Genomic DNA, 22,647 nt, shown 5'->3' with positions numbered 1-22,647 from the left:
GGCGACACAGGAGTCGAGGGGCGGCGCCGGAGGAGCCCTTGCCTTACCGGATAGTGGCGATCGACAGCGGCGGCATGCGCGGGCTGATGAGCGTGCTGCTGCTGGAACGTCTCGAGCGCAGGGTGCCGGGTCTCCTGGAAAAGGCAGATCTCGTGGCCGGCACCTCGACCGGCGGCCTCATCGCCCTGGGCATAGCAGCCGGGTTGCCGCTCGCCCGGATCCGGCACCTCTACGAGGTCGAGGGACCCCGCATCTTCGCCGACTCGCCCTTCGACGACCTCGCCGACCTCGGGCGCCTGCTCGGTGCCGAGTACGACGAGTCGGGCCTGCGGTCGGTTCTGCGCGGCCTGTTCGGTGAGATGACGTTGTCGGGCCTCGCCAAGCGCGTGCTCCTGCCTACCTTCGACCTGGACAACGGCGACGACCCCCGTTACGACGGACCCGACTCGCGGAGGCGCCGCTGGAAGGCGAAGATGCTGCACAACTTCCCGGGCAGCGACAGCGACGGTGAGGTGCTGGTTCGTGATGCCGGCCTGCGAACGAGCGCGGCCCCCACCTACTTCCCCTCGGCCGACGGCTACATCGACGGGGCCGTATTCGCGGCGAACCCGGCACTCTGCGCCCTCGCACAGACGCAGGACCGCCGCGCGTTGGCAGACCCTCCGCCGCTGGAGGAGATAGCGCTGCTGTCCCTCGGTACCGGCGAGGTCGCCCAGTTCATCGCCGGTCAGAGACACGACTGGGGCGCGGTGCAGTGGGGCCGTCCTCTCGTCGACATCATCATGAGCGGTACCGTCGAAGTGGCCAGCTACCAGTGCCGGGCGCTCCTGGGTGAGCGCTTCCACAGGTTGTCGCCCCGCCTCGACCGACAGGATGACCTGGGACTCGCCAGCCACTCGGAACGAGACATCCGCACCATGCGCGCCATAGCGCAGAAACTGCCCCTGGACGACGCGGTCTCGTGGTGCGAACGCTTCTGGTAGTCTTTCCGGGTTGCGCTCCTCGCGAGGGGCCGGGAGGCGTATGGCTGCAGTCGTCCAGGCAACCGATCTGACCAAGAGGTACGCCAACCTGACGGCGGTCGACGGCATCAGCTTCGAAGTGGAGAGGGGCAGGTTCTACGGTCTCCTCGGGCCGAACGGCGCGGGCAAGTCGACTACCATGCGGATGATCTACCAGGTGACGCCGCCCAGTTCCGGCAGGCTGGAGGTCTTCGGCATGCCCAGCGGCGTGCGAGCCCGGGAGATCAAGCGGCGCATGGGCGTGGTGCCGCAACTCGACAACCTCGACGAGGAGCTTACCGTAGAGGACAATCTGCGGATCTATGCTCGCTTCAACGGCATCACGGGTATGGAAGCAGAGCGAAGGACGAGTGAACTGCTCGAATTCGCCGAGCTGTCGTCCCGACGTACAGCAGACGTGAGGCAGCTGTCGGGCGGCATGAAACGACGACTCACCCTGGCGCGGGGACTGATGAACACTCCCGAGTTGCTGATCCTCGACGAGCCGACCACGGGCCTCGATCCCCAGGTCCGCCTCTCGATCTGGGAGAAGCTCGACGCGCTACGCTCCCAGGGGATTACCCTGCTGATGAGCACCCACTACATGGACGAAGCCGAGCGGTTGTGCGACCATCTGCTGATCATGGACCACGGGTCGATAATCGCCCAGGGGACGCCCAGGGACCTCATCCGCAGACACCTGCGCCCGTTCGTCGTCGAGGCTAGGGTGAAGGCCGACGACTGGCAGGGCTTGACCGGTTTCGCCAGCCGCAATGAACTCGAGATCGTCCGCTCCGGAGAGCGGGTGAGTATCTTCGTCGAGGATGGCGCCTCGGCGGTCGATGCCCTTCAGCGCGACGAACTCGGCGCCCACGGCGCCTTCGTTCGGCCCAGCAACCTGGAGGACGTCTTCCTAAAGCTGACCGGACGGAGCCTGCGGGAGTAGCGATGCGGCAACCGATCTCCCTCGAAGCGGCAGGACGGGTGTGGCAGAGGAACCTCTGGGTCTACCGGCGTCGCTGGCTGTACGCTCTTCTCCCCAACTTCTTCGAGCCGCTCTTCTACCTGCTGGGGATGGGCCTAGGGCTCGGGTTCTACGTTGCCGGCGGCGGCGAGTTCGGCGGGAGCTATCTGGCGTTCATCGCACCGGGCCTGGTGGCGGCATCGGCCATGAACGGGGCGTCGTTCGAAACCACCTACAACGTCTTCATCAAGCTCCACTTCGCCAAGCTCTACGATGCCTTCATCGCCACCCGCGCCAACATGGAGGACGTCGCTTTCGGCGAACTGCTCTGGGCGGTCACCCGCTCGCTCATCTACGGCGGGATCTTCCTCCTCATAACGCTCTTCTTCGATACGCCCATCACCTGGCGCCTGCTGCTGGCCCTGCCCGCGATCGCGCTGGTCGGCTTCTGCTTCGCGGCGATCGGGATGGCCTTCACCTCGCTCATTCCGATAATCGACGTCTACTCCTACTACTTCACCCTCTTCCTCACGCCTTCGTTCCTCTTCTCCGACATCTTCTTCCCGGTGGCCGACCGATTCCCGCCAGGACTGGTCGCCATCGCCCAGGTGACTCCGCTCTACCGTTCGGTGCAGCTACTGCGCGGCATCGTCATGGGCGACTTCGCCGGCATCTGGCTGGACGTCCTCTACCTGCTCCTGGTAGGCGGCTTCCTCTCGGCATTCGCGATCCAGCAGATGCGGCGCAAGGTCGTGCGATAGCCGTAGCGCGGTCAGATCGAGGCCAACATGCCCCTCTCACCACGACCGTGCCGCCAGATGATGGCGATCATCAACGCCGTCACGTAGTGGAACAGCGGCAGCCCGAGCGCGCAGGTCATGCCCAGTAGGCCGTAGATGGTCAGCTGAGTTCCGATAGATTGTGTCGTCATCGCGTCCCCCCGTAACCCGACTGATAATCACCCTGCCGCTTCGCGGCGACGAGCGCAGTAGTCGCCGACGCCTTCGGTCCGCCGCCGGGTCGGGCCCCCATCGTCGAGCGCTGCCTGTTCGAATGATGTACCGCGCCGGAGGGTCTTGGGCGTGTATCGGTCGCAAGCGGTGTGACGACCACTGCGGACGCCGAGCGGTCGAGGGAGGAACATGTGCTCGAGCCCCCACAGGAGAGAGAACGGCTCGGCCTGTTGCCGGCAGGGCAGCCGGACCGGGAGAGGCGGCTGGAGTGAAGAGCGACAAGGTACGACTGATCCGATTACCCTTCCTGCTGCCGCGCTGGGCGATAGCGCAGGTGCTCCTGCCGCGCCGTGTCTTCGTTCGGCGCGACGCCGCAGTGACCCAACGCCTGCTCGCCCACGAGCTCGTGCACGTCGATCAACTGGAACGGCTCGGTCCGCTCCGCTACTGGTGGACCTATCTGGTTCTACTGCTGCGTTGCGGCTACAGGGAACACCCGATGGAGCTGGACGCGATCGTGCGTTCGGCCGAACCGGAGTTCCTCGATGCGGCCGCCCTGCTGCTCAAGGGGACTCCTCGCGAGACCGAAGTCCGGTCACTCCTGGCCTCGAGGCCCGTCGACCTCAACTGATACATCGGCGGTTCCTCCCGCGCCCGTGCGTGTGCCCTCCTCGGCGCCGTAGTCAGGCAGGCGGAAGTAGAAGGTCGCTCCGGCATCGGGTTCGCCCAGCCCCCAGACCTTCCCGCCGTGGCGGTTCATCACTCGCTGCACCGTACCCAGCCCGATCCCACTGCCTTCGAATCTACTCGGGTGATGGATGCGCTGGAACGGGGTGAACAGCTTCTCCGCGTAAGCCATGTCGAAACCGGCGCCGTTGTCGCTCACATAGAACGTTTCGTCGTCCGAGCGTCCGACCCTGATCGACGCCTTTTCGCGCTCACGGGTGAACTTCCAGGCGTTGCCTAGGAGGTTCTGGAGAGCGATGCGGAGGAGTTGCGGGTCCGCCCGTACTACCAGGCCGGACTCGATCTCCACGTCGACACTCCGCGTCGGCTCGCTCTCGCTGAGCTCCCGCAATATCTCCTTGCTGAGCCTCCCGATGTCGACCCTCCGGCGACTCAGTCTGGCGGTCGAGATGCGGGAGAGGAGCAGAAGAGCATCTATGATCTCGCCCATCCGTTGCGCCCCCGACCTGATCCGCTCCAGGTACTTCACGCCGGTGGCGTCCAGTTTGCCCCGGTAATCCTCGAGCAGCGCCTGGCTGAAGCCGTCGATCCCACGCAGCGGCGCCCGCAGATCGTGACTTGCGCTGTAGGTGAACGCTTCGAGTTCGGCGTTGAGGTAGCGGAGGTCCTCGGTGCGTTCGATCACGCGCTTCTCGAGCTCGGCCTGGATGTTCCGCAGCTGCTCTTCGGTTTCCTTTCGTGCGGTAACGTCGCGGGCGATCAGCGAGACGGCGATCGTCTCCCCCTCCTCGTCCCTGACCGGAGCCATGGTCACCTCGGCGTTGAAGGTGGAGCCGTCCTGGCGCAGGCAGGTCGTTTCGCGCTGGGCAACGGCCCGACCCCCTGCAGCCTCCTCGAACCAGCTTGTCAGGAGCTTGCGGTCGGTCTCGATGACGAGATCGGTGACGCTCAGTTCGAGCGCCTCGTTCAGCGAATAGCCGAACGAGCCGGTAGCCCCGCGGTTCCAGCTTGCCACCCGGCCCCGACCGTCAAGCGAAACGATCGCCTCTTCGGCATGCTCGAGGATGGTTGCAAGGTACTTGTCGGAGATGACGAGCTTGCGGTACTCGCTGCTGTCGGGAGCAGGCGTCGGGCTTGCGAGCCTCAGGTTGATCGCGTCGAGGTTGGTGCGGAACTGGCGCCGTTGGCGGCTCGACCTGGCCGCCACGGCAAGCTCCCCGGAGAGATCCCCGGAGTTGGCCTCCAGCACGCTCCAGTTGGTGCCGATCATCGGGGCCCTGAGCAGTTCGCTGCGGAACGAGGGGAGCAGTTCGGGTGGGACCAGGAAGAGGATCTGGCTGAGCGGGAAGCGACGGTGGACCGTCCGGGCTATCCGCAGCGGCTTCTCGACCCCCTCGTCGATGACGACGACGAGCGGTGGACGACCGTGACCCGCGAGGTCTTCAAGTCGTCGTTCGAGCTCGGCCGGCGACACCCATTCGAACTTCAGCTGAGGCGGCGAACCATTGCCGCCCGGGGCGGAGCGGTGCCGCTTCGGTGAGTTCGTGATCCAGAGTGCGGACTCGTTCGCCGGGGGCATCCCTCAGATCACCGGCAGACCCAGCAGCGCTCGTCCTGTCCATAGTCTGAGGAAGTCGGTGGTAGGTCCCATGATCTTTCCGGCGCGGGCGTCGCGCAGCAGCCTGGCCAGCTTGCCGTTCTCGCGATACTCGATCCCTCCACCGAGTGTCATCGCCTCGTTGGCGACCCTCACGACCATCTCGTCGACCTCGGCCTTGGCCGTGAGGATCGCCGTCAGAGCGCCTACGTCGCCTTCATCGCCCAGTCGTGCAGCGTGGTAGAGGAGCCGGCGCGCCTTCTCCACGTCGGCCCACAGGCTGGCTACCCTACTCTGGATGATCGGGGATTCCGCCAGGCTCTCCCCGCTATGGGAGAAGCGCCTCGTCCTGACGTGACCGATGGCGGTCTCGAGAGCAGACTGCGCGATGCCGAGGTAGGCGCCCGCCATCGCCATGATGAAGTAGGGCACGACGACCTCGAACAGGTACCAGATCTGGTCCCCCTCGGCCCCCAGCAGGTTGCGGACATCCACCCTGGCGCCACTCAAGTTCAGGCCACGGGAGGAGTTGCCGCGCATGCCGAAGCCGTTCCACGGTTCGAGCCACTCGAGTCCCGCGCTCCCCTTCTCCAGCACGAGCAGGTTGAACTCGCCTGGCGCCGCCTCACCTGTCGTCGTCATCGTCGAGATCACGTACGAATCGGCCATCGAACCACTGGTGATGAACTGCTTCTGCCCGTAGACCAGGTATTCGTCCCCCTGGCGCTCGAGTCTCGTCTCCGTCAGGTAGAGGTGGGAGCCGGTGCCCGTTTCGGAGAGACCGAGGCTGCTGACGTGCTCTCCGCGAGCGATGGGGAGGAGGAACCGTTCCTCGTGGTAGGGGGTGGCCTTGGCGGCCAGCACCGCCGTGGCCACGTTGTGCATCCCGTAGCAAAGACCTGAAGAGGAGCAGCCCGAAGCGATCGCTTCGGTTGCGAGGAGCAGCGCCGTGAGCCCCTGACCCTGCCCCCCCAGACGCGTGGGCACATGCAGGCTCAGGAGCCCTGCATCGGCTAGCGCATCGAAAGTATGACGGGGCCAGATAGCGTCCCGGTCCACCTCTTCCGCGCGCGGTGCAGTGACGTTCACCGCTATCGACTCTGCCTTCTGTCTGAGAGTGCGGAGCCTCTCCGATTGTGCGTACGCGATGCTCATCGTTCCGAATTATGAACCGCTGTCGTCATCTTATCGGTCGGCCCGACGGTGAGAGAACTACACCGCTTGACTAGTTGCCGGCGGGGCGCTCTTCCAGCAGTGGACAGCTCGATGGCGGCGGTTGTCCCTCGGCGAGGCTGTACATCCATGCTATCGATTCCTCGAAGGCGACGGGCCGGGTCTCACGATGCCGGACCCCAGGATAGACCAGGTAGTGCACCTTGCTGCCACTTTCGCACAGCTGCCGGACGAACTGGTTCTGAGTGGTGGTCCATACGATGACGTCGTCCTCCCCCTGGGCGATCAGAGCCGGCAGGCCGTGGCCCGACAGGCCGGTGTGGTTCTCTTCGAGTACCTCCGCGATGCGCGGGAACTCATCATCGAGGTCGAATCCGAAGAGCGCCATGTAGAATTCCTCGCTATAGAGTTCCCTGCCTGCGAACGGATAGCGGATCTGCACCTGGTCGACGCATACCTGCCCGGCCACCTCGTCGAGGAGTGGCAGCCAGCGGGGTTCGAAGAGGCGAGAAGGGTCGAACCGCTCGATCCCGTAGTCCTGACGGTAGGAGAGTGCGATGTAGGGCGCGTAGAAAGGGCCCTCTCGAAGCAGGCTCTCGACGTCGGTAGTGGCCCCGAAACCGAGGATCCCTGCGATCTCCAGTTCGGGTGCGTAGCTGTCGCGAAGATCGGCGGCCGCGAAGGCTGCATGCCCTCCCTGGGAGTAGCCGCCGAGGAAGACGCTACGGTCGGCACCGGCGGCCCCCTGGCGCCGGTAGAAATCCTCTACCGCTCTGACCGCGTCCAGCATCACCTGCGCTTCCGCCTTGGCGTTGAAGTACGACTGATATCTGCTGGGGTCGTTGAACCCCAGGTAGTCGGGGATGATCGCGGTGAAGCCGCGACCGGCGAAGGCGAGCAGGTAGGCCCGGTATTCGCCCAGGGGGTGAGGGTAGGCGCGCTCCTGGGTAGGCGCGCAGATGTCGGCGATGCCGGTGGTGCCGGAGCCGAAGACGTACAGGGGTCTTTCGGCGGGAGCCGGCATCACGGGTACGAAGAGTTGAGCGTAGATCGCCACCGGTTCACCGTCGAGGCCTTTGGACGAGAAGCGGATGCGGTACGTCTCCACCGAGTTCTCGATCACCGGCGGCCCGTGGCTCCCGAAGAGATGGGTAGCGAGTCGCTGGATCTCGAAGGGGCCCGTGGTCCCCTCGGCGATGACGTCGATCAGCTCGCCGGGTTTGGCCGGCACCGACTGGGCCGCGCTCCAGCACAAGAGCAGCGCCGCGCAGCTGGACATGAGAAGGCGTTGCATGCGACTCCTCTCAGAGCGAATCCGGGACGATCTCGCAGTCCGAGGGGGGCTGGTCGCCCGAACTGAGGCCACGCATCCAGCCGATCGCGTCCCAGAAGCCGATATAGCGGGTTTCGTGGCGGGTGCGCAGGTAGTTAGGGTAACGAACCCTGCTGCCGTCCTCGCAGAGTTGGGCTACGAAGCGGTGCTGCGATTCGATCGAAACGACCGGGTCGTCCACTCCCTGGAGGATGATCGCGGGAAGATGGTGGTCGTCCAGGCCAGCGTCGTTCTCCGCGAAGAGTTCGGCCACCTCGGGGAATTCCTGGTCGAGCGCATCGCTTCTCAGCGCCGCCGTGAACGCGGGTCGGAAGAGGGTGTCGGGGCTGGCCGGGTAGTAGGCCTGCGCGCCCAGGATGCAGAGCCTCTCGGCGTCGGTCGCCAGCCGCGACAGGTAGGGCTCGGCCACGAGGTCGGCGGGATCGATCCTTCCCGGCTGGAACGTTTCGATGGCGTAGATGACCCAGGGAGCGACGTAGGTGAACTCGAGGAAGAGGTCCGTCATCTGGGTGGTGGGACCGAATCCAACCACCCCGGCCAGGTCTACCTCTGGCGCGTATTCGTCGTACAGATCGGCTGCCGCGAATGCGGCGTGTCCGCCCTGCGAGTAGCCTCCCACGAACGCGGGGAGGTCGTCCACGTCCGTTCCCAGCCGCTCGAGTGCCGCGTCGGCCGCCCGGATGCCGTCGAGGAGAACACGTCCTTCGGCGACACGGTCGAAGTAGGGTTGGATCACGCCGACGTCGAAGAAGCCCATGTAGTTGGGCATGAGGGAGATGAAGCCCTGGCCCGCGTAGGCCAGCGTGTAGGCGTTGTAGGTCTCGTAACTGCCGTTCTCGACGAAGGGACGCGAGGGCGCGCAGGCCTCCACTAGGCCGGTCGAGCCGGGCCCGAACACGAACAGGTTGGCGGGTCGCGCTATCTCATGCGGCACGAAGAGTTGGGCGGTGATCAGGGCCGGCTCGCCGTCCGGCCAGGTGCTCTCGTAGCGCATCAGGTAGGTGTCCACGGCGGTCGCTGCAGAGGGGGGCGTCTCCCCGTTGTTGCGGAAGCGGCCGGCGGTGCGGGCGTCGACCTGGGCGGCGGAAAGGGTACCGGTGCCGCTCAGCTCGAGGAGACTGCCCGGCTGGGCGAGGGCCAGGCCGAGGAGCAGCATCGGCAACAGCGCGAGGATGCGGACCTTCGGGCGTTCACGTTCGCTGTTCACTCTCCACCCTCTCCCGTCTGCCATCTCCTGCTCAGGTAGCGCTCCGGCACCTCCCACACCACGACCTGGGGCGGCGCGTTTCGGAAGGCGTCTCCGCCCAGGTATTCGACCATCGGCTCGAAGGGCCCTTCGCCCCGCTGCGCAGCCACCAGTACGTCGCTGCCGAGGGCCTGGCGAAGCCAGCCCGCGAAGTTCCAGCGCTCATCCTGACTGTAAGAGGTTCCCACCAGGACGACCGGGATCTCCACCTGGGCGAAGAGGTCGGTATCTGGAGCTCCTGCTGCGCTGGTCTCGAACCCAATAAGCTCGTCGTCTTCGGGCCCTAGCTCGTCGTAGAGGGGTCCGAGCGGCAGGAAATTGGTCAGGTCCCCCCGGTGTGGCTGCGGCTCCGAGCGCGTCGTCGCGTACTCCTCCTGATCCAGCCAGGGGAATCGCGCGATGCCTCGGATCGTTTCGGCAACGGCTTCTGCGGCCTCCCGGGCGCCGTAGGGGGTCCAGTGGGTATCGGTACGAAGGAAGACGGCGCCCTCCTCCTTCGCCTCCAGGAGCGGCGGCAACAACCCGGTTACCGGCACGCCCCGGTCGCGCAACCCGGCGAGCGCGAGCGAGTAGAGCTGGGTGGGTCCCTTCGGCAGCCGGTAGCGACCGAGGTGTTCTGGGTATATACGTGCCTTGGAGGGGAGCAGCGCGACGACGAGGTCGATGTCGAGTTCCTGCAACCGGTCCGCTACCGCAGCGATCGCGTCGAGGTTGGCATCGAGGCGGCGGGCTGCGACGTCGGTCTCTGCGGGGTAGGCGAACTCCTCGGTGGAGTAGAGCCAGCCGTCCTCGCCAACCAGCACGCCGGCTCGTCCCTGGTCGAAGAGGATGTAGTCGATCGCTCCCCAGATCGTCGTGGCGGGGACGAACAGGGGAGATGCCTCGTCGAAGCGCTCCTGGTAGGCGGCTGCCCAACTGCCGTCGAGCAGCGGCTCATCCGGCGACTCGAGGAGAGCGGAGTTGGTGACGGCGAGCAACAAGGCGCCCGTGAGGAAGAGCGCCATGAAGAGTCCCGGCGCCACGGGGAACGGTTCGACTCGTTCGGCTCGAAGCGTCTCCTCGAAGCGGATATCGGTGGTTCGTTGGGACATAAGCAGCTCGCCCGTCAGAACCTGAAGTAGAGGAAGGGCGAGAACGAATCGGCGACCATCCGCAAGACGCCCAGCAGGAACACCGGCACGATGACGGCGGTGGCAACGCGTGCCGCCGGAGCAGGAAGCGGCGCCGGCAACGAGTCCCGGGGCGGGGGGGCCGGGGCCGGCAGCCAGATGAGCAGGCAACCTGCAGCGAGGGCGACGACCGCACTGGAGGGCAGCTGCCAGGCGAGCTGCGGGCTGATGCCCATGCCATGGACGCCGAGAAGACCCGAGTACATCGCGGTGGCGCCGGCTATGCCGTCGGCACGGAAGGTGATCCAGCCTAGTGCGACGAAGAGGAAGGTGCGCGCGACCGCCACCCGGCGGGGCAGCCGCGGCCCCCGGCCGTTCTCCCGCAGCAACCTCTCGCCCACCAGGAGCAGGCCATGCCAGGCGCCCCAGAGGACGAAGGTCCAGGCGGCCCCGTGCCAGAGACCGCCCAGGAGCATCACCAGCATCAGGTTGACGTAGGTGCGCCGCCGGCCCCGCCGGTTGCCGCCGAGGGGGATGTAGAGGTAGTCGCGCAGCCAGCGCGAGAGCGAGATGTGCCAGCGTTGCCAGAACTCGGTGATGGTGCGGCTGCGATAGGGCATGGCGAAGTTCTCCAGCAGGCGCAGTCCCATCATCCGCGCCAGGCCGATCGCCATGTCGCTGTAGCCCGAGAAGTCGAAGAACAGCTGAACCGCGAACGCCAACGCTCCCAGGGCGGCCTCGGCCGCGGTCGGCTGCGAGAGGGAGAAGACGGCATCGGCCAGCGGCGCGACCATGTCGGCCACGAGCACCTTCTTGCAGAAGCCGATCATGAAGCGCAGCGAGCCCTGGCTGAAGTCGGAGAAGCTCGCCACCGGGCTCTCGAGTTGCGGCGCCAGCTCCTTGAAGCGGACGATGGGTCCGGCGATTAGTTGTGGGAACAGAGCTATGTAGGCGGCCATGTCCACGAAGCGGGTGCTGCCGCTGGCGTCGCCGCGATGGATGTCCACCAGGTAGCTGACGCTCTGGAAGACGTAGAAGGAGATGCCTATGGGCAGGATCACCTGCCAGGCTAAGAGGGGGCTGCCCCCCAGCGTAACCAGCAGTGAATCGAGGCTCTCCACACCGAAGTTGAAGTACTTGAAGTAGGCGAGCGTGGCGAGGTTGCCTGCAACGCCCAGGGTGAGGAGCAGCCCCTGATAACGCCCCCGCTTAGGGCCGGCTACCAGGCCACGGCCCACCAGATAGGTGAAGGCGGTGGTGGCGATGAAGAGAACGAGGAAGTCGATCCGCCACCAGCCGTAGAAGAGGTAGGAGGCGATGAGTATCCAGAGGGTCCGGCGGTTGCTGGGCAGCAGGTGGTAGACCGCCAGGAATATCGGCAGGAAGAGGAAGAGGAAGACGCTGCTGGTGAAGACCATCCAGCAGGCGCCTCAGCGTTCCGCGGCCGCTCGGGCGTAGATCACCCGTGGTTGGGTTCCTTCGGGCATGACGATGACGGAGTGCGCCTCACCACGCCGGTAGAGCCTGCTGTCGAGTTTGCCGATCGGCTTCCCGTTCGAGCTGACGACCAGCTCGACCTCGGCCTGGCTGATGGCTCTGGAGGCGGCCGAAAGCGGCTCGACGTCGCTGATGACCTGGCTTCCGTCGACAGTGCCGAGGGTCAGGGTGTGATCGGCGGTGAGGTTGTAGAGGGTCAGCAGTCCACGCGAGATGTCCCGGAGCGGAGTGTCGTCGATCGTCACCAGCTCGTTCTCGAGCAGGACCAAGGTGGTGAAACTCTCCGCTCGGGCGGTGAAGCTCGACTCGATCCCAGCCGCGCTGACGGCGTGCTGCCCAGGTGCGATCCGATGGTAGGGCGAAACCTCGGCGAAGTCGACCGACTGCCACTCTTCGCCGCCGACGACGGGGCCCACCGGCCCCCCAGGCCGGGCGTTTATCAACCTCACGTAGGCGACATCGCGCGGCGCCTCCGGTCCGTATAGTCCGCCCTGCGCCTTCACCGCTGCTGGCCATAGCAGGAGCGCCCCCAGTAGCGCCGCCAGCTTCACAGCCAGTAGCACAGCGATCGGCCCGCTCGGGTGCCTTCCAGGCAGGGGTTCGACTGTCCGAAACGAGGCGCTCGTTCCGATCGCTCGTGCCATGCGGTTGTCCTCCATGGTGCCTTGCCCCCCGTGATGCTCCCTCCTGGAGTTTACCGCAGGCTTAAGCTCCTTCCAGGATGAGTGGCACCGGTCGTAGAGGCGACGAGGGGAGGGGCGAACGGCATCCCGCTCGCCCCTCCAAGGTCCCGTCAGCGCGCTGTTCCCGAGTGGTCAGGCCTTCATCGCCCGCTGGTTGACCCCGCTCTCGGCGATCTTGGTGAGCTGCTGATCCGTCTTCTCCTCCTCGTCGAGGGTCTGCTTCAGCAGCTTCAGCGCATCCTTGTGCCCGAGCTCCTCGGCGTACGTGCAGACGGATCCGTAGCTGGCGATCTCGTAGTGCTCGATCTTCTGGGCGGCCGCGATTATCGCGGCGTCGAGCGCCTCGCCCGAACCGCCCTCCTTGAGGATGTGCTCGCCCTCCTTGATGAGGCCCTTCATCGCCTCGCAGGTCTTCCCCTTGAGGTCGATCCCCATGTTGCTGCCGATCTGGTCGAGGCGTTCCAGCTGCTTCTTGGTGATGTCGAGGTGCCGCTCGAGGGCCTCCCTCACCTCCTTGGCCGAAGCCTTCTCGGCCATCTTGGGCAGCGCTGCGGTGAGCTGCTGCTCGGCGCTGTGCATGTCCATCAGCTGGTCCTTGAACAGGTCTTCGAGGCTGTTCAGTTTCATCGAATTCCCCCCTCTGGCTTGCGTGTGTCGGGCGGCAGCCCGTCCCCCGAAGTTAGCCTTCTGCGCGGCCCGCGTCTGGTTTCCCGGCCATAGTCTCGCCGGTGCTAGGCCACGACCGCCGTCGCCGTATGAAGCGGTACTCGTGGGCGACGCTGTCCGGACGGTAGCCCAACGCCTGGTAGATGCGGTTCGAGGTGGGGTTGGCGAGGTCGGTGAAGAGGAAGCAGAAGCTCCTGCCGCTGTCGAGCTGCCGCTGGCTCAGTTCGGCGACGAGGGCGCTGGCGTAGCCGTTGCGGCGATGGCTGGGCGGGGTGTAAACGGCGCTTATGCGAACACCGTGGGGTGTTCGGCTGCCCGCCCCGGCCATCGCCACCGGCTGTCCCCCCGCCTCCCAGATGCGCAGCTCACTTCCTGACCGGTTCAGCCACCTGTTCAGCGTCGTCCTCGCGTCTGTCCGCTTAGCGGGGAGCGCTTCGCGAAGGAACGCCGCCATCCATTCCTCGAGGAGGGGTCGGTCCTCCTCTCCAGCGCTTCTGCCGCGCCCCTCGACCCCGCGCACTGGCTCGACCCGCTCGAGCCGGTAGATCCGCTGCCGGAAGGTGAGCTCTGCGCGAGCCCCGGTGCCCCGGGTCCAGGCGTGGGCGAAGGCGTCAGCCACCTCACGCGGCCCCAGGACCCCGCCGAGTCCAGGGTCGAGGGCACTCAGCAGGGGCTCGAGCGCAGCGAGGTCGTCGCTCTTCGACAGCAGCAGGTTGTGTGGTGGCGTCCGCATCGCGACCAGCGCAGGGGCGAGATGCCGGCTCACGACGCCGAGGAAGGGGTCCGGCCACTCGCCGGTTTCGATACCGCCGAGTATCCCCAGTTGCAGACAGTGGGTGGCCTCCCTCGCCAGCAGCAGTTGCCATGCCCTGGCCCGGAAGGCGGCAGGGTCGGAGAAGCGTTCGAGCCGATAGGTCGCGTCGGAAGACAGCATGATCGGGTCCCGCTACTCAGCGGTTGCGGGGGCGAACCGGCGCGCGCGTGGCCGCGACCTCCTCCGCCGTCCGGCGCTCCAGTGCCTTGCTTTCCAGTGGTTCTATGATCATCGCGCCATATATCTCGGCCATCCGCTCCGCCGAGTAGGGGAGGTCGTTCTCCAGCCACCAGTCGATAAGGTTCACGAACGAGCGCACGAGGTGCTCCGCGGCGATCTCGAAGGGGATCATGCTGTCGCTCCTGGCGCGGTAGCTGCGACTCGTGGTCGCCACGCCTACCCGGATCGCTTCGGGCAGCAGTTCGATAGCTCCGGCCGTGCGCAGCAGCAGGCGGTAGAGGTCGGCGTGCAGACGCGCGTGCCGGAACACCACGAGGCTCGCCTGTGCCGGGTCTTCGCCCAGGTGCGGTTCGAGGAGTTCGAGGAGTTCGGCCAGTACCTCCTTCAGCATCGCCCGAAGGAGCTCGACCTTTCCGGAATAGTGCCGGAAGAACGTCGCGTAACCGATGTTGGCGCGCTCCGTCAGGTCGCGCACGGTGATCGTCTCGAACGGCCGCTCGAGGGTGAGCTCGACGAGGGCGTCGGCCAGCAACCTACGAGTGCGGCGGATCCTGTGGTCCTCTGCCGGTGACCCCCTGCTGTCGACTTCCAATCTGCTCCTCCCTGTCGGCGCCTACTCTACCCCGAGGGGAATGACGCTCTCCTCCTCATCGGACTCAGCAGGATATGATACACAGTGTGTCATAACCTCGTGATTCGAACGCGAGGAGAACCGAGGGTATCAGGGTGAACGGAAACAGTGGCTCGTCCACGCCAGCGGCCTCCCGGCGAAAGAGCGGGCGTGCCCGTGCTTCTGCCAGCAGCGTGGAGTACGAGGACGGCGTCTGGCACGTCGGCTCCTATGCCGCCGCCCGGCAGGTGCTCCGCGCCGGCGACGTGAGCAAACAGGCCGGTTTCAACTCGGAGGCGATCGCGAACGTCCCCCTCCGGAAACCGGTGCTGTTCCAGGACGGCGCCAGCCACAAGGAGCAGAGGGTCGCGACCGCTCGTTTCTTCACCCCGAAAACGGTGGACGAGCGATACCGGTCGCTCATGGAGCGACTCAGCGAGGAGTTGGTCCGAGGGTTCCAGGAGCGAGGGCACATCGACCTCGCCCGCACGAGCCTGGCCATGGCGGTTCAGGTCGCCTCGCAGGTAGTGGGACTCACCGACTCGCTTCGGCCGGGGATGGAGCGACGCCTGGAGCGGCTGGTGAGTCTCGAGCGGTTCGAGCGGGTCGGCCGGTTCCGGCGCCTGCTCGGTACCGTCAGGAGTCACGCCGGCATGCTCGACTTCTTCGTGAGCGACGTCCGTCCCGCGATCCGCAGGCGCCGCATCGCTCCTCGCGAGGACGTCATCAGCCACCTGCTGGAGAAGGGTTACGGGCCGGTCGAGATCCTCATCGAGTGCATCACCTACGGTGCTGCCGGGATGGCTACGACCCGCGAGTTCATCTGCATGGCCGCATGGCACCTCCTGGAGGACGATGAGTTGCGGGCCGACTACCTGGCTGCAGGGGAAGCCGAACGTCACCGGATCCTCCACGAGATCCTGCGCCTCGAACCGGTTGTCGGCCGTCTCTATCGCCGCACTGTCGCGCCCTTGCTGATCGCCGATGGGGACGAGGAGGTGATCATTCCCGCCGGAGCCCTGCTGTCGCTCGACATCGGCGCTGCCAACGCCGACGAGGGCGCGGTCGGACCTGAGCCCCTCACGATATGTCCGGGTCGTAACCTCGCTCCCGGCGTGCAGGCGCCGGCGCTCTCTTTCGGAGACGGTGCCCACCGCTGCCCCGGCGCGTTCGTCGCCATACAGGAGAGCGACATCTTCCTCCGGCGGTTCCTGGCGCTGCCGGTCGAAGTAGACAAAGCACCTACCATCCGTTGGAACGAGCTGATCGAGGGCTACGAGCTTCGCGACTTCCGCGTGCGGCTGCGGAGCCGAGGGCAGAATGGGTCATCTGCCTGAGGAGAACCCGGGACCGGCGAGTCGGCCTCTCCGGTCCCGAGCAGCTGTTTCGACGGGTTCCGACTATTCGCTCAGTGCGGCCTGCTGCGACTCGTGATCGATCAGCGCCAAGCGGAAGTGGTAGTGGGCTTCGGCCATTCCCGCGTGCCCCGGGTTGAAGGTGATATCTACGTGGTCCAGCGTGGAGATTCCCAGCTCCTCGAAGGTACCGGCCGCGAGGTCGTCCCAGTTGGCGCCCTCGGTCATCTGCGACACCGGCACCATGAACAGCACCTCGACGAGTTTGCCGTCGTTCCCGTAGGAGAGCCACGGGCCCACGGGTGCGTTAGCGGGGTCGATGTAGAGCGCGCCCGCGCCGGGGATGAACTCCGGAAGGGGCAGGAGTTCGCTCGCGTTCACATAGCCGGAGGGCAAGGCCGGCGAAAGGTCTTGGGCCCACGCGGCGCCTAGCGTCAGCACGGCCGCGGCCAGAAGGATCAGGCGTATCTGCTTCATAGCAAAGCCTCCCATGGGGTGTTGGACCCCATCGATCTGGAGCGCGCTCGAGCCGAGGCTAGCAGAATGAGCAAAGTTTTGCAAGGCGAAAGTGTTATAAGTAAGCTGATGCTACTGTTGATCGGCAGATACGGCTCCATGCACCGGAGGGCTCGGGATGGCTGATACGCGCAGGCAACTGATGCAGAAACTGCTGGAGTACAAGCCGGCCGGCCTCACGATCGGCGAGCTGAGCGACGAACTGGGGATCACGCGCACCGCCGTCCAGCAGCACATCGTGGGACTCGAACGCGATGGCCTCGTGGCCCCGGTCGAGAGTCGAAGCACTGGAGGCCGGCCCAGCCGTTCGTATGGGCTCACGGACAGGGGATACGAAGGCTTCCCACGCAACTACGCGCTGCTGGCACAGGGTTTGCTGGAAACTGCGGCCGAAGCGCTCGGCGAAGAGGGTGTCGAGCGGCTGCTGGGGCAGATGGCCGAGCGTATCGCGGACGGTGTGGGTGACAGGAGCTTCCCGCCCGGAAGCGCGGAGCGGCTGCACGCCGTACTCGGCGTGATGAACGAGCTGGGCTACGAGGCGACCGCGCTGCCTGAAGAGGAGGGCATCGCAGCCGCCAACTGCGTCTACCACAAACTCGCGCGACAGACGCGCGCCGTCTGCCGTTACGACGTGAAGCTGCTCTCGTTGCTCATGGGTCGACCGGTCGCCCATACTGGCTGCATGCTCGACGGTCGAAGCCGCTGCACGTTCGCCCTCGTCGAGGAGGGCCAGGCGGATGAGTGAACCCCTGGCCGGACCCCCTTCCGCGACTCTCGAACGGCTCATATCCGACGAGGGGATGGAGTTCACTCCGTTCTCCCGAGCTCTGAACGGCATCGCCTGGCCGGTAGCGTCCGCCCGCCCGGGCGGATCTCCACACTCGATCGCCGACATCCTCGGGCACATGCGCTTCTGGCAGCGCCGCCTCCTGGGCCTCACAGCAGACGGCGAGCCCAGGCCCGTCGGCCACGCCGAAGAGGGCTGGCCGCATGTGGAGGAGGCGCAGTGGAACGGGCTCGTCGATAGCTATTTGGCGGGCCTGGCCGAACTGCGCGCGGTCGCAGGCGATCCGGCCCTACTGGCAAGGCGAGTGGTGGAGGGCCGCGATACCTCGGTGGGCTACCAACTCACGAGCCACTTCGCTCACGAGGCCCACCACCTGGGTCAGATAATCCTCCTCCGAAGGATGCAGGGAGACTGGCCTCCCGCTGGCGGCGGAGACACCTGGTAGCGAACGGCCGTTTCTCGCGTCAGCGCACTTTCTCTGGGCTGCAGCCGGGCGAACATTGAGGGGTCTGAAGATCAGCCTCGACCCGAAGGGGGACGGCAATGGCCAAACGACCTGGAGATGCGAAGAATGTGACTTCCGAGGAGAGGAAGTTCCTCGAACAGCACAGCGAGGGACTCTCCGACACCGCCACCAAGTACGCCAAGTGGGTCCACTCACCCGACGAGCACGAGGATCACGAGGGGCAGTCGCTGGCGACTCGATCCCACGAGGTGATCCGCCATTGGGCCGAGAAGCGTAAGGCGAAGCCCGCCACGGTGCCCGGTTCCGAACACGACGGCCGGCCCGGGGTGCTCCGCTTCGACTTCCCCGACTACGGCGGCGGTGAGCTCGAGGACGTCGGCTGGGAGAAGTGGTTCGAGTCGTTCGACGAGCGTAACCTGGTGTTCCTCTTCCAGGAGCACAAGAGCGACGGGAGCGACAGCAATTTCTTCCGTTTGGACAATCCCGAGCGTCAGGACGCCTGAGGCTTCGGGAGCGAATAGCCGATCAGGGGCGGAGGAGCACCCTCCGCCCCTCGCCGTTCGGGTCGCTCATAGGGCCGATTCGCTCTCGTGCTCGAGTTCCTCGCCGTGCTCCTTGGTCCCCACCGGTGCGGGTGCCGGCGCCTTACGGCCGCGACTGCGGCTCAGGTAGAGCGCGCTGTTGATCAATCCGATGTGGCTGAAGCCTTGCGGGAAGTTCCCCAGGAACGCGCCCGTTTCGGGGTCGAACTCCTCCGCGTAGAGGCCCAGGTGGTTCGCCCGACCCAACATCCCCTCGAACAACTCGAGCGCCTTCTCGTGACGACCGGAGAGGGTAAGCGCGTCTACCAGCCAGAAAGTCGTGAGGCCGAATGCGCCCTCGCGACCCGGCAGACCGTCGTCGGCGTGGTAGCGGTAGACGACGCCCTCCGAAGTCAACTCCTCGAGCGTACGGTCGATCGTGTTCTGTACGCGGAGATCGTCGAACGGCAGGAACCCCATCACCGGGATCAGCAGGTTGGAGGCGTCCAGAGCCTGCGAACCGAACGTCTGCACGAATGAACGCCGCTCCTCGTCGTACCCCTCCGCCAGGACCACACGCTTTATCTCGTCCCGCTCACGTTCCCAGCGAGAGACGTCGCCGGGCAAGCCGAACTTCCTTGCCAGCGTGACCGCCCGGTCGAGCGCCACCCAGCACATCACCTTGGAGTAGACGAAGTGTTGCGGACCGCCCCGCACCTCCCAGATGCCGGCATCGGGCTGCCTCCACACCGCGCTCGCCCTGTCGGCGACCTTCGACAGGAAGCCGGTGACCGGATCGTCCAGTTCACCACCGTGGCGAACGAACTCGAACGCCGATGCCAACAGCTCGCCGTAGATGTCGTGCTGTTCCTGGCCGGCCGCTGCGTTGCCGATCCGCACCGGTTGGGAGCAGCGATACCCTTCCAGATGGTCCAGCTCGACCTCGTCGAGTTCCGTCTCGCCGTGCAGGCCGTACATGATCTGCAGGTGTGGCTTCTTCTGCCCCTCGGTCATCGCGACGCGCGCGGTCCATTCGAGGAAGTCGAGGGCAGCGTCGTGGTGGCCCAGTGAGAATAGCGCCTGAGCGGTGAACGCCGAGTCACGGATCCAGCAGTAGCGGTAGTCCCAGTTGCGCACGCCGCCGATCCGCTCCGGCAACGACGTGGTCGCCGCCGCCGCGATGGCTCCGGTATCGGGGTGGGTGAGGAGCTTGAGCGTGAGTTCGGCCCTGGCGACGAGTGGCCGCCACTCCGGTTCGAACCCTTCGAGGCGTCCCGTTTCGGTACGCGAGTCCACCCACTCGCGCCAGACGTCCACCGTTCGCGACAGCAACCTCGCGACCGTTTCACGGTCCGCTCGGGCACGTTCGGCGCCGTAGTGCATCACGAGCGGGAGCATTTCCCCCGCTCTCAGCGTCAAGCGCGCCCGCAACTCGCTCCCGTCCGTTTCCGGCCGCGCCGAAGGGGGCAAGCCTGCCAGGACCGCGAGCTCGTCCTCGCTTCTGGCGACGACGGCCTCGCCACGAACCTCGAGGCGCGTGCGCGACCGGGCGTAATCGAAGCGAGGGGACCACTCGATCTCGAGGTCGACCTCGCCCCCGGTGCACTCGACCGACCGGTAGATGGTGGGACTCGTATAGGGGTCGCCCGCACCTACGATCGATTCGTTGAGGGGCATGAAGTCGGTAACCTCGACCTCCCCGCGCTCCGTCCTGAATTCGGTCCGCAAGACGTTGGTGTCATCCAGGTAACGCTGCTCGCCGCGCTCCGCTCCGACCGGCGCCACCCGGAACCGTCCGCCCTTGCGGCTGTCCAGGATGGCGGCGAAGATGCTTGGCCGGTCGAGCTCCGGCAGGCAGCACCAGTCCATCGAGCCGTCCCGGCCCACCAGGGCGACCGTTCGCAGGTTGCCTATGACCCCGTACTCTTCGATCGGCTTGTACCTCGCAGCTGGGTCGCTCACCGGCACCTCCTCCTCCACCCTGCCTCATCGCGCGCCCGACCGAAGTCGTGCCGGCTCAACTTCCGGCGTCGAGCGCGACTTCGGGGGCTTATGATCGGGACGCCACCGCGGTGGAAAGCCAGCGGCGGCGAGAAGGTGAGAGGGCCCAGCGAGTGACGACCCGGAACGATATTGCCGTGATGAGCCGAGCCGAAGCCCAGGAAGTGGAGCAGCGCCTCGAGGACGCGCTCGACGAGTTGAAAAGCGGACGCGGCATCGAGCACGCCGTACTCGCCGTAGAGAAGGTGAACGAGGGCTTCGCCTGGGCCGGTGCGAGAGGAGACGCTCGCCCGGGTGGTCCTCCCATGACCCCGGGCACCCCCTACTACATCGCCAGCATCGACAAGCTTTTCACCGCGGTGGTCACGCTCCGACTCCACGAGCGCGGAACTCTCGATATCAACGCATCGATCGCCGAGTACCTCGACCGCTCCATCATCGAGGGTCTCAACCGTTGGCAGGGGCGCGACCTGTCGGAGCAGATCACGCTCCGCAACCTGCTGTCGCATACCTCGGGGCTGGCGAACTATCTGGAGGACAGACCGAAAGATGGTCGGCCTCTGATCGACCTTCTCAGCAAGGAGGGCGACCGGGCCTGGTCGCTCGCACAGGTGGCGGCGCGGGTGCGCGACGAACTCCGCCCGCACTTCCCACCGCAGCAGACTGCTTCGAGGCGGCAGAAGATCCGCTACAGCGATACGAACTACGCGCTGCTCCACGGTGTAATCGAGTCGGCAACCGGTGCCGAACTCCATGCCGTCTTCGAGGAGGAGTTGTTCGAGCCGCTGCGCCTCGACCACACCTGGATGGCTGGCTGGCCCCGGGCGGCAGGCAGGGAGGAGGAGACGGCGTCGCTCTGGGTCGGGAACCGGCCCATGGAGATCCCTCTGGCGATGCGCTCGCTGCACGGCATCTTCAGCAACAGTCGCGACCAGCTCAGCTTCATGCGCGCCTACGCGACGGAAGCGCTGTTCGAGTCGCCTGACACGAAACGTCTGATGCAGGCGCAGTGGAACCGCTTCGGCTTCCCGCTCGACGCGGCCGCCCTCCGCGCTCCAAGCTGGCCCATCGAGTACGGCCTGGGAGTCAAGCGTTTCGCGCTGCCGCGGCTGCTCACAGGAGGCAAGCCGATTCCGCCGCTCTTCGGTCATAGCGGTTCGACGGGCACCTGGCTCTTCCACTGTCCCGAGCTCGACCTGCTCATCGCCGGCGCCGTAGATCAGGTGACCGCCGGGGCCCTGCCGTACCGCTTCCTGCCGAAGGTCGTTCGAATATTCCGCAACTGAGAAGGGTCACAATGGCCACATGACGACCTCCCTCAGAGGCGTTGCCTCGCTCCTGACCCGCCTCCTGTTGCTGACCATGCTGCTCCTCTCTGGCTCGTGCCGTTCCCAGGACTCGGGCGGAGGTCACGCAGAGGATGCTGCCGCCGTCGGCACTGCCCTCGGCAACGATGAGATCGCTCTGATCGACGAGGCGGGCAGGGATTTCGCCGAGCGGCGCGTCATGGATGTCTACGACCAGGTCGCACCATCGGTGGTCACTATCACTACCACGGTGGTCCAGCTCTCCTTCTTCTTCGAGCCGGTACCGGCCGAAGGCGCAGGCAGCGGCTTCGTCGTAGATGACGAAGGCAGGATCGTCACCAACTTTCACGTGATAGAGGGGGCCCAGCGGATCGAAGTGACCTTCTCCGACGGAACTACCGTTCCGGCCAGGATCGTAGGCGTCGACCCGATCAACGACCTGGCCGTGCTCCAGGTAGAAGCCCACGGGCTGGAACTCCGCCCGGTCGAGCTGGGTTCCTCGGAGGACCTCGAGGTGGGGCAGAGGGCGATCGCTATCGGGAATCCCTTCGGCCAGTTCGGGCAGTCGCTCACCACCGGTGTGGTGAGCGCTCTGGACCGGACGCTGCGGGGCGCCGAGGACCGTCAGATCACCGGCGTAATCCAGACGGACGCCGCGATCAATCGCGGCAACTCGGGCGGTCCGCTACTCGACAGCGCCGGCAGGGTGATCGGCGTGAATACCGCGATATTCAGCCCGACGGGGACCAGCGCCGGCCTTGGGTTCGCCATACCCGTCGATACAGTCAAACGGGTCCTGCCCGAACTCATCGAGTTCGGACGGTATCGCCACCCGTGGTTGGGGATCGACGGGGCATACACCCTGAGCGAGGGGCTTGCCCGCGTGCTCGACCTCCCGGTCGAGCAGGGCCTGCTGCTGGTGCAGCTGCGAGAAGGCTCGCCGCTCGATATCGCCGGGGTCAGGGGCGCTCAGCGGCAAGCGGTTCTTGGCAACACCAGAGTCTTCCTGGGTGGCGACATCGTTACGGCCGTTGACGGCCGGGCGGTGACCACCCGCGGTGAACTGCGCACCTACCTGGAGAGCAACTACAGGGTCGGGGACGAACTCGAGGTGACGATTGTCAGGGGGAGCGTCGAACGGCAGCTGAGCGTCGTGCTGGCGGAGCAGCCGCAGTAGCACT

At 66.0% G+C, this 22,647-nt stretch carries 23 protein-coding genes; 10 read left to right on the top strand and 13 right to left on the bottom strand.

The annotated features are described in order from the left end of the window. The first annotated feature begins 38 nt into the window (after positions 1–38). Genes VF168_04230 through VF168_04220 form a run of 3 tightly spaced genes read left to right on the top strand, consistent with a single transcriptional unit; the run spans position 39 to position 2,726 of the window. Positions 39–983: a patatin-like phospholipase family protein gene (locus tag VF168_04230; protein HEX7003375.1), complete on the top strand. Its 945-nt coding sequence runs from the start codon at positions 39–41 to the stop codon at positions 981–983. A 40-nt stretch (positions 984–1,023) separates the two neighbouring features. Further along, positions 1,024–1,947, top strand: coding sequence for an ABC transporter ATP-binding protein (locus VF168_04225; GenBank protein HEX7003374.1), 924 nt, complete (start codon positions 1,024–1,026; stop codon positions 1,945–1,947). Between the two features lie 2 nt (positions 1,948–1,949). Continuing rightward, on the top strand, positions 1,950–2,726 hold the full coding sequence (locus tag VF168_04220; protein ID HEX7003373.1) for an ABC transporter permease: 777 nt from the start codon (positions 1,950–1,952) through the stop codon (positions 2,724–2,726). An 11-nt stretch (positions 2,727–2,737) separates the two neighbouring features. Here the strand turns inward: VF168_04220 and VF168_04215 are convergent, their stop codons facing one another. Continuing rightward, positions 2,738–2,896: a hypothetical protein gene (locus tag VF168_04215; GenBank protein HEX7003372.1), complete on the bottom strand. Its 159-nt coding sequence runs from the start codon at positions 2,894–2,896 to the stop codon at positions 2,738–2,740. A gap of 290 nt (positions 2,897–3,186) precedes the next feature. Between VF168_04215 and VF168_04210 the strand changes: the two genes are divergently transcribed. Beyond that, the gene (locus VF168_04210) at positions 3,187–3,549 is read left to right on the top strand and encodes a hypothetical protein (GenBank protein ID HEX7003371.1); all 363 of its coding nucleotides are present in this window, start codon (positions 3,187–3,189) and stop codon (positions 3,547–3,549) included. Here the strand turns inward: VF168_04210 and VF168_04205 are convergent. From VF168_04205 to VF168_04160, 10 genes are all read right to left on the bottom strand, one after another. After that, entirely contained in the window at positions 3,514–5,079 is a 1,566-nt protein-coding gene (locus VF168_04205) for a PAS domain S-box protein (GenBank protein HEX7003370.1), read from the bottom strand. The two genes, VF168_04210 and VF168_04205, sit on opposite strands and share 36 nt — an antisense overlap. Positions 5,080–5,187: 108 nt before the next feature. Further along, positions 5,188–6,357 (bottom strand): acyl-CoA dehydrogenase family protein, encoded by a 1,170-nt coding sequence (locus VF168_04200; protein HEX7003369.1) that lies wholly within the window; start codon positions 6,355–6,357, stop codon positions 5,188–5,190. Positions 6,358–6,427: 70 nt separating this feature from the next. Beyond that, entirely contained in the window at positions 6,428–7,669 is a 1,242-nt protein-coding gene (locus VF168_04195) for an alpha/beta fold hydrolase (GenBank protein ID HEX7003368.1), read from the bottom strand. A 10-nt stretch (positions 7,670–7,679) separates the two neighbouring features. Then, positions 7,680–8,915 carry a lipase family protein gene (locus VF168_04190; GenBank protein HEX7003367.1) on the bottom strand — a complete coding sequence of 412 codons (1,236 nt, stop codon included), beginning with the start codon at positions 8,913–8,915 and terminating at the stop codon, positions 7,680–7,682. Continuing rightward, complete coding sequence (locus tag VF168_04185) at positions 8,912–10,045, bottom strand: hypothetical protein (protein ID HEX7003366.1); 1,134 nt, start codon at positions 10,043–10,045, stop codon at positions 8,912–8,914. The genes VF168_04190 and VF168_04185 overlap by 4 nt, the downstream gene beginning before the upstream one ends. Positions 10,046–10,059: 14 nt before the next feature. Next, positions 10,060–11,481, bottom strand: coding sequence for an MBOAT family O-acyltransferase (locus VF168_04180; GenBank protein ID HEX7003365.1), 1,422 nt, complete (start codon positions 11,479–11,481; stop codon positions 10,060–10,062). Between the two features lie 12 nt (positions 11,482–11,493). Further along, positions 11,494–12,204: an alginate O-acetyltransferase AlgF gene (locus VF168_04175; GenBank protein ID HEX7003364.1), complete on the bottom strand. Its 711-nt coding sequence runs from the start codon at positions 12,202–12,204 to the stop codon at positions 11,494–11,496. 171 nt (positions 12,205–12,375) lie between these two features. After that, the gene (locus VF168_04170; protein HEX7003363.1) at positions 12,376–12,870 is read right to left on the bottom strand and encodes a ferritin-like domain-containing protein; all 495 of its coding nucleotides are present in this window, start codon (positions 12,868–12,870) and stop codon (positions 12,376–12,378) included. Between the two features lie 52 nt (positions 12,871–12,922). Then, positions 12,923–13,843: a GNAT family N-acetyltransferase gene (locus tag VF168_04165; GenBank protein HEX7003362.1), complete on the bottom strand. Its 921-nt coding sequence runs from the start codon at positions 13,841–13,843 to the stop codon at positions 12,923–12,925. Between the two features lie 16 nt (positions 13,844–13,859). Continuing rightward, the gene (locus VF168_04160; GenBank protein HEX7003361.1) at positions 13,860–14,495 is read right to left on the bottom strand and encodes a TetR/AcrR family transcriptional regulator; all 636 of its coding nucleotides are present in this window, start codon (positions 14,493–14,495) and stop codon (positions 13,860–13,862) included. 212 nt (positions 14,496–14,707) lie between these two features. On the opposite strand from VF168_04160, the gene VF168_04155 reads away from it, so the two are divergent. Then, positions 14,708–15,850: a cytochrome P450 gene (locus VF168_04155; GenBank protein HEX7003360.1), complete on the top strand. Its 1,143-nt coding sequence runs from the start codon at positions 14,708–14,710 to the stop codon at positions 15,848–15,850. Positions 15,851–15,913: 63 nt separating this feature from the next. On the opposite strand, the gene VF168_04150 is transcribed toward VF168_04155, so the two are convergent. Then, positions 15,914–16,345 carry a hypothetical protein gene (locus VF168_04150; protein ID HEX7003359.1) on the bottom strand — a complete coding sequence of 144 codons (432 nt, stop codon included), beginning with the start codon at positions 16,343–16,345 and terminating at the stop codon, positions 15,914–15,916. A gap of 157 nt (positions 16,346–16,502) precedes the next feature. Between VF168_04150 and VF168_04145 the strand changes: the two genes are divergently transcribed. The 3 genes from VF168_04145 (at position 16,503) to VF168_04135 (ending at position 18,140) form a co-directional block, all read left to right on the top strand. Beyond that, positions 16,503–17,129: an HTH domain-containing protein gene (locus VF168_04145; protein ID HEX7003358.1), complete on the top strand. Its 627-nt coding sequence runs from the start codon at positions 16,503–16,505 to the stop codon at positions 17,127–17,129. Beyond that, positions 17,122–17,616, top strand: a complete 495-nt coding sequence (locus tag VF168_04140) for a DinB family protein (protein ID HEX7003357.1) — start codon at positions 17,122–17,124, stop codon at positions 17,614–17,616. Before VF168_04145 ends, VF168_04140 begins: the two co-directional genes overlap by 8 nt. Before the next feature lie 98 nt (positions 17,617–17,714). Continuing rightward, complete coding sequence (locus tag VF168_04135; protein HEX7003356.1) at positions 17,715–18,140, top strand: hypothetical protein; 426 nt, start codon at positions 17,715–17,717, stop codon at positions 18,138–18,140. 66 nt (positions 18,141–18,206) lie between these two features. Here VF168_04135 and VF168_04130 read toward each other — a convergent pair whose 3' ends face one another. After that, a complete protein-coding gene (locus VF168_04130) occupies positions 18,207–20,120 on the bottom strand; it encodes a glycoside hydrolase family 15 protein (protein ID HEX7003355.1) in 1,914 nt (637 codons plus the stop codon). A 179-nt stretch (positions 20,121–20,299) separates the two neighbouring features. Here VF168_04130 and VF168_04125 point away from each other — a divergent pair, with 179 nt between their 5' ends. Then, entirely contained in the window at positions 20,300–21,445 is a 1,146-nt protein-coding gene (locus tag VF168_04125) for a serine hydrolase domain-containing protein (GenBank protein ID HEX7003354.1), read from the top strand. 19 nt (positions 21,446–21,464) lie between these two features. After that, complete coding sequence (locus tag VF168_04120; GenBank protein HEX7003353.1) at positions 21,465–22,643, top strand: trypsin-like peptidase domain-containing protein; 1,179 nt, start codon at positions 21,465–21,467, stop codon at positions 22,641–22,643. Positions 22,644–22,647: the final 4 nt, after the last annotated feature.

The organism is Trueperaceae bacterium (assembly GCA_036381595.1).
In the GTDB taxonomy this organism is placed as follows: domain Bacteria; phylum Deinococcota; class Deinococci; order Deinococcales; family Trueperaceae; genus DASVCN01.
The sequence above is the reverse complement of the archived record's forward strand: the minus strand, read 5'-3'. Positions and strand labels throughout refer to the sequence as shown.